We start from the raw sequence: 5030 nt of genomic DNA on the forward strand, positions 1-5030 counted from the left end.
GCCTACGCCAAGAAGATCGCCGCCCTCGGCGAGGTCTTCGTGTCCGACGGTTTCGGTGTCGTCCACCGCGCCCAGGGCTCCAACTACGACGTCGCCGCCGACCTTCCGTCCGCTGCCGGCCTGCTGGTCGAGAAGGAAGTCAAGGCCCTGTCCCGCGCCACCGTGAACCCGGAGCGTCCGTTGACCGTCGTGCTCGGTGGTTCCAAGGTCTCCGACAAGCTCGGCGTCATCGAGAACCTGCTCGACAAGGCCAACCGTCTGGTCATCGGCGGTGGCATGGTGTACACCTTCCTCAAGGCCAAGGGCCTTGAAGTCGGCACCTCCCTGCTGGAAGAGGACCAGGTCGAGACCGTCAAGGGCTACATCGAGCGCGCCGAGAAGAACGGCGTCGAACTCGTGCTGCCGACCGACATCGTCGTGAATCCGGTCTTCCCGAAGTCCGACGAGGACATCGCTCCGGAAGTCGTTGCCGCTGACGCGATTCCGGCCGACAAGATGGGTCTGGACATCGGTCCGGAGTCCCAGAAGCTCTTCCACGACAAGATCGTGGACTCCAAGACCGTCGTGTGGAACGGCCCGATGGGCGTGTTCGAGGTTCCGGCCTTCGCCGCTGGCACCAAGGCCGTGGCCCAGGGTTTGGTCGACGCCACCGCGGCCGGAGCGTTCACCATCGTCGGTGGCGGTGACTCCGCTTCCGCGGTGCGCAACCTCGGTTTCCCGGAGGAAGGCTTCTCGCACATCTCCACGGGTGGCGGCGCTTCCCTCGAGTTCCTTGAGGGCAAGGAACTGCCGGGCCTGAAGGTGCTCGACTGATTTCGTATACGCATAAATACGGATAACGAAGAGCGCTCCCTCATCATTGGTGGGGGAGCGCTCTTCGTTCGCGCGCCGTTACATGGGCGCAAGTGAAAGCAGCTATCATTCGAAATATCGATGGGGGATGGTAATGAACATGGCACCGCAACGCATTCCGCTAATCGCAGGCAACTGGAAGATGAACTTCGATCATCTTGAGGCCACCTATTTCGTTCAGCAATTTGCCGAGAATCTTCGTGATATCCATTTTGATTACAAGCATTGCGAAATCGCGCTCATGCCTTCCTTCACATCATTGCGCAGCGTCCAGGTTCTTGTGGAATCGGATAATCTGAAGATCCGTTATGGGGCGCAGGCCGTATCCGTGACATCGCAGGGCGCATTCACGGGTGACGTGTCGGCCGATATGATCGCCCGCCTCGGATGCTCCTATGTGATCGTCGGCCATTCGGAACGTCGTAAATACCATCCTGAGGACGATGCGAACATCGTGGACCAGGTGCGTGCCGTGCTCGCAGCCGGCATGCAGCCGATCCTCTGCGTCGGTGAAAGCTACGAGGAACGACGCCAAGGCATAGAACTCGATTTCGCGGTGGGACAGGTTCGTGACGTGACGCGGGATCTGTCGGACGAGGAGGCCGCGCGGCTGATCGTCGCCTACGAACCGGTCTGGGCGATCGGTACTGGCATGGTGGCCACGCCCCAGTCCGCACAGGATGCGGCCAAGGCGATTCGCGACGATTTGACGGCGACATTCGGCAGGCATGTGGGCGAGGCCGTGCGCATCCTGTATGGAGGATCGGTCTCGTCCAAAAACGCGGTGGCCTTGATCCGGGAACCCGACGTCGATGGATTCCTCATCGGCGGCGCGGCGCTGAAGGTCGACGAACTCACCAGAATCTGCAGACTCACCATGGCTGAAATACGATGATTCGACATTAATGCCGGAAATCACGGGAACAGGATCGTTTTTCTCAGCACCATGCGCTATTGTTGAAGACAGTGTTTACGAACAACTGGAGGTTCACCCGTGTCCGCTATGGCCATCGTCAAGCTTGTGCTGCAGATTATTCTCGTCGTTTTCAGCCTTCTGCTCACCCTGCTGATTCTTATGCACAAGGGTAAGGGTGGCGGCCTGTCCGACATGTTCGGTGGAGGTCTCACCCAGAATGCTGGATCCTCCGGCGTCGCCGAGAAGAACCTGAACCGCTGGACCGTCATCATCGCGTTGCTTTGGGTGGCCATCATCATCGCCCTCGGCCTGATGACGAAATTCAACCTGATCTGAGCATTCGGATTTTCGGCCCGTGGCCTGAATGGTCATGGGCCTTTTTCTATGCGACGATATTCAATCATCTTCCCTCGCCATTCGTAATAAAGGATTATCTCGTATGCCTTCTTCAATTGCTTCGGCCTCTGAGCCGACGACCATGGTGGTAGCCGATCTGGACGGTACGTTGCTTCACGATGGGGCGACGTTCGAGGAACGGTTCCTCACGCAACGGTCCATCGACAGCATCAATCGCCTGCATGAAGCCGGAATGACCTTCGTTGTGGAGACGGCGCGTCCCGTCAGCACGGGATACGCGTTCGTCGAAAAACTACCGGTGGATGCCGTGGCGTATCTCAACGGCGCCCTCATCGATTACAATCCCGCGGCGTCGGATTACGATATGCTGACTTCTCCGAATCTGCCGGAGGATGGGCATCTGCAGAAAATCGGATTCTCATCGAAACGCGCATGTGAGGTGTGCAAGCAACTGCTTGAAGAGCTTCCCGGCATGGAGGTCGGCATCGTCATGGACGATGTACGATACACGAATTTCGATGTCGGCAAGTACTGGAAGACCCAGACCTGGCGGTACACCGATTTCGATGACGTGCCCGATGGCGTCGCGGACAAACTCATCCTGTTCCCGAACGAAGAGCAGTGGAATCAGGTCGGAAAGCTTGTGCCCGATGATTTCGAAGTCCATATTTCCGAGGGTTCCTTGTGGATGTTGATGAATCCCAAGGCCAACAAGGAACACGCGCTTGCATTGCTGGCCGATCATTTTTCCACGCCGTTGTCGCAGGTCGTCTCCTTCGGCGATGATCTGGTCGATATCGCCATGCTACGCGAATCCGGCAGGGGAGTGGCCGTGGCCAACGCGAATCCCGATGTGTTGGGCATCGCAGACGACGTCTGCCCATCTAACAACGATGACGGCGTGGCGCAATGGATCGAACGGCATCTGCTGTGACACCGCATCAAAAGTTCAATTTATGGAGATGCGCGGAATACCGCAAATTGAACTTTTGATGATTATGTAGAAAGAAGCATTGCACCCATAATTGAACTTTCAACATGTCTTTCAACATGTTTATACAGTATGGGTGATAGACTTTGAACCAATGCTCGAGATAAATTGAACCGAAAGGGTTGGCATGACGGAATCATTCTCCACCAGGCTTGGCAGCATCATGGAGTCGCGCGATTTGAAACAAGTCGATTTCATCCACGCCGCGCAAAAGTTCAATGTCAAGCTCGGCAAAAGCCAAATGAGCCAATACGTGAGCGGCAAGACCGTGCCTCGCGCCGACATCTCCCGATTCCTCGCGGAATTCCTGCAGGTGGACGAGGACTGGCTGATGGGAAAGGACGTTCCCATGGAACGGACGGTCTCCACTCGATCGGGCTCACCAGACGCTCACCCGGACGATATCGCGTCAGCGCAAACGCAACCGACAGAAGGAAGAACCATGCGTACCTTTACTAAATCCCACAAACTTGACCATGTGCTTTACGATGTTCGTGGACCGGTTGCGGATGAGGCCGCGCGCATGGAATCCGCCGGAACGCATATCCTCAAGCTCAATATCGGCAATCCCGCGCCATTCGGATTCCGCACTCCGGATGAGGTCGTTTACGACATGTCCCAGCAGTTGCCGGATACCGAGGGCTACTCTCCATCGAAGGGTCTGTTCTCCGCGCGCAAGGCCATCATGCAGTACGCCCAGCTGAAGAACATTCCCAATGTGTCCATCGACGACATCTACACCGGCAATGGTGTGAGCGAACTGATCAACCTGTCGTTGTCGGCCCTGCTGGACAACGGCGACGAGGTGCTGGTGCCATCGCCGGATTACCCGCTGTGGACGGCATGCGTCAATCTGGCCGGAGGAACTGCCGTGCACTATATCTGCGATGAGGATTCCGAATGGTATCCGGACATCGAAGACATGCGCGCCAAGATCACCGACAAGACCAAGGCCATCGTCATCATCAATCCGAACAACCCGACCGGAGCGCTGTATCCGAAGGAAGTGCTGCAACAGATCGTCGATCTGGCCCGCGAACACCAGCTCATGATTTTCTCCGACGAAATCTACGATCGTCTGGTCATGGATGGTCTGGAGCATGTCTCCATCGCGTCGCTGGCCCCCGACCTGTTCTGCGTGACGTTCTCGGGACTTTCGAAATCGCATATGATCGCCGGCTGGCGTGTGGGCTGGATGGTGCTGAGCGGCAACAAACGTCTGGCCAAGGATTATATCGAGGGTCTGAACATGCTGGCGAACATGCGCATGTGCTCCAATGTGCCCGCGCAATCGGTGGTGCAGACCGCGCTCGGCGGGCATCAAAGCGTCAAGGATTACCTTGTTCCGGGCGGTAGAATCTACGATCAGCGCGAACTGGTGTACAACATGCTCAATGAGATTCCAGGCATCACCGCGGTGAAGCCGAAGGCGGCGTTCTATATTTTCCCGAAGATCGATGTGAAGAAGTTCAACATCCATTCCGATGAGCAGTTCGCGCTTGACCTGCTGCATGAGAAGCATATTCTTATCAGCCATGGCGGTGCGTTCAATTGGCAGGAGCCCGACCACTTCCGTGTGGTGTATCTGCCACGTATGAGCATGTTGAAAGAGACGATAGGGGAGATCGGTGATTTCTTCAGCACCTATCATCAGGCCTGATTCTCCAGCTGCGAATTCATGAAAGCGTTGAGGCTGGTTCCTTTGTTGAAGGAACCAGCCTCAACGCTTTCATGTCAGAATCGCGAATTCGCCTTCACCATAGCAGGCGAATTCGACGTTCCTGGTCGAATTCAGCCGTTGACGCGGTCGATGCCGGCCTGGACATCGGCAAGGACGGTGTCCCAAGAGGCGATGAACTTGGCGACGCCATCGGCTTCAAGCTGGTCGGTGACATCCTTGATGTTGATGCCCAG

5 protein-coding genes and 1 pseudogene are annotated in these 5030 nt (G+C 56.6%); 5 read left to right on the plus strand and 1 reads right to left on the minus strand.

Annotated features, from left to right (window positions below):
- The 5 genes from B3C64_RS03980 to B3C64_RS04000 all read left to right on the plus strand — a co-directional run.
- The coding region (locus tag B3C64_RS03980; protein ID WP_291533895.1) for a phosphoglycerate kinase at nt 1–813 on the plus strand (813 nt) is incomplete at its 5' end.
- Nucleotides 814–952: 139 nt separating this feature from the next.
- Nucleotides 953–1747: a triose-phosphate isomerase gene (tpiA, locus tag B3C64_RS03985; protein ID WP_291533896.1), complete on the plus strand. Its 795-nt coding sequence runs from the start codon at nt 953–955 to the stop codon at nt 1745–1747.
- A gap of 108 nt (nt 1748–1855) precedes the next feature.
- On the plus strand, nt 1856–2104 hold the full coding sequence (gene secG / locus B3C64_RS03990; RefSeq protein WP_291533918.1) for a preprotein translocase subunit SecG: 249 nt from the start codon (nt 1856–1858) through the stop codon (nt 2102–2104).
- A gap of 103 nt (nt 2105–2207) precedes the next feature.
- Complete coding sequence (locus B3C64_RS03995) at nt 2208–3059, plus strand: HAD family hydrolase (RefSeq protein ID WP_291533897.1); 852 nt, start codon at nt 2208–2210, stop codon at nt 3057–3059.
- Between the two features lie 184 nt (nt 3060–3243).
- The gene (locus tag B3C64_RS04000; RefSeq protein ID WP_291533899.1) at nt 3244–4776 is read left to right on the plus strand and encodes an aminotransferase class I/II-fold pyridoxal phosphate-dependent enzyme; all 1533 of its coding nucleotides are present in this window, start codon (nt 3244–3246) and stop codon (nt 4774–4776) included.
- A 131-nt stretch (nt 4777–4907) separates the two neighbouring features.
- On the opposite strand, the pseudogene B3C64_RS04005 reads toward B3C64_RS04000, so the two are convergent.
- Nucleotides 4908–5030 (minus strand): annotated as a pseudogene (locus B3C64_RS04005) (transaldolase); the annotation flags it as partial.

It is taken from the genome of Bifidobacterium sp. UBA6881 (assembly GCA_002451435.1).
GTDB lineage: Bacteria > Actinomycetota > Actinomycetes > Actinomycetales > Bifidobacteriaceae > Bifidobacterium.

Excerpts from the sequence above, each read along its gene's own strand:
- tpiA (WP_291533896.1), top strand. The coding sequence starts at position 953 with ATGGCACCGCAACGCATTCCGCTAATCGCAGGCAACTGGAAGATGAAC.
- secG (WP_291533918.1), top strand. The coding sequence starts at position 1,856 with ATGGCCATCGTCAAGCTTGTGCTGCAGATTATTCTCGTCGTTTTCAGC.
- B3C64_RS03995 (WP_291533897.1), top strand. The coding sequence starts at position 2,208 with ATGCCTTCTTCAATTGCTTCGGCCTCTGAGCCGACGACCATGGTGGTA.
- B3C64_RS04000 (WP_291533899.1), top strand. The coding sequence starts at position 3,244 with ATGACGGAATCATTCTCCACCAGGCTTGGCAGCATCATGGAGTCGCGC.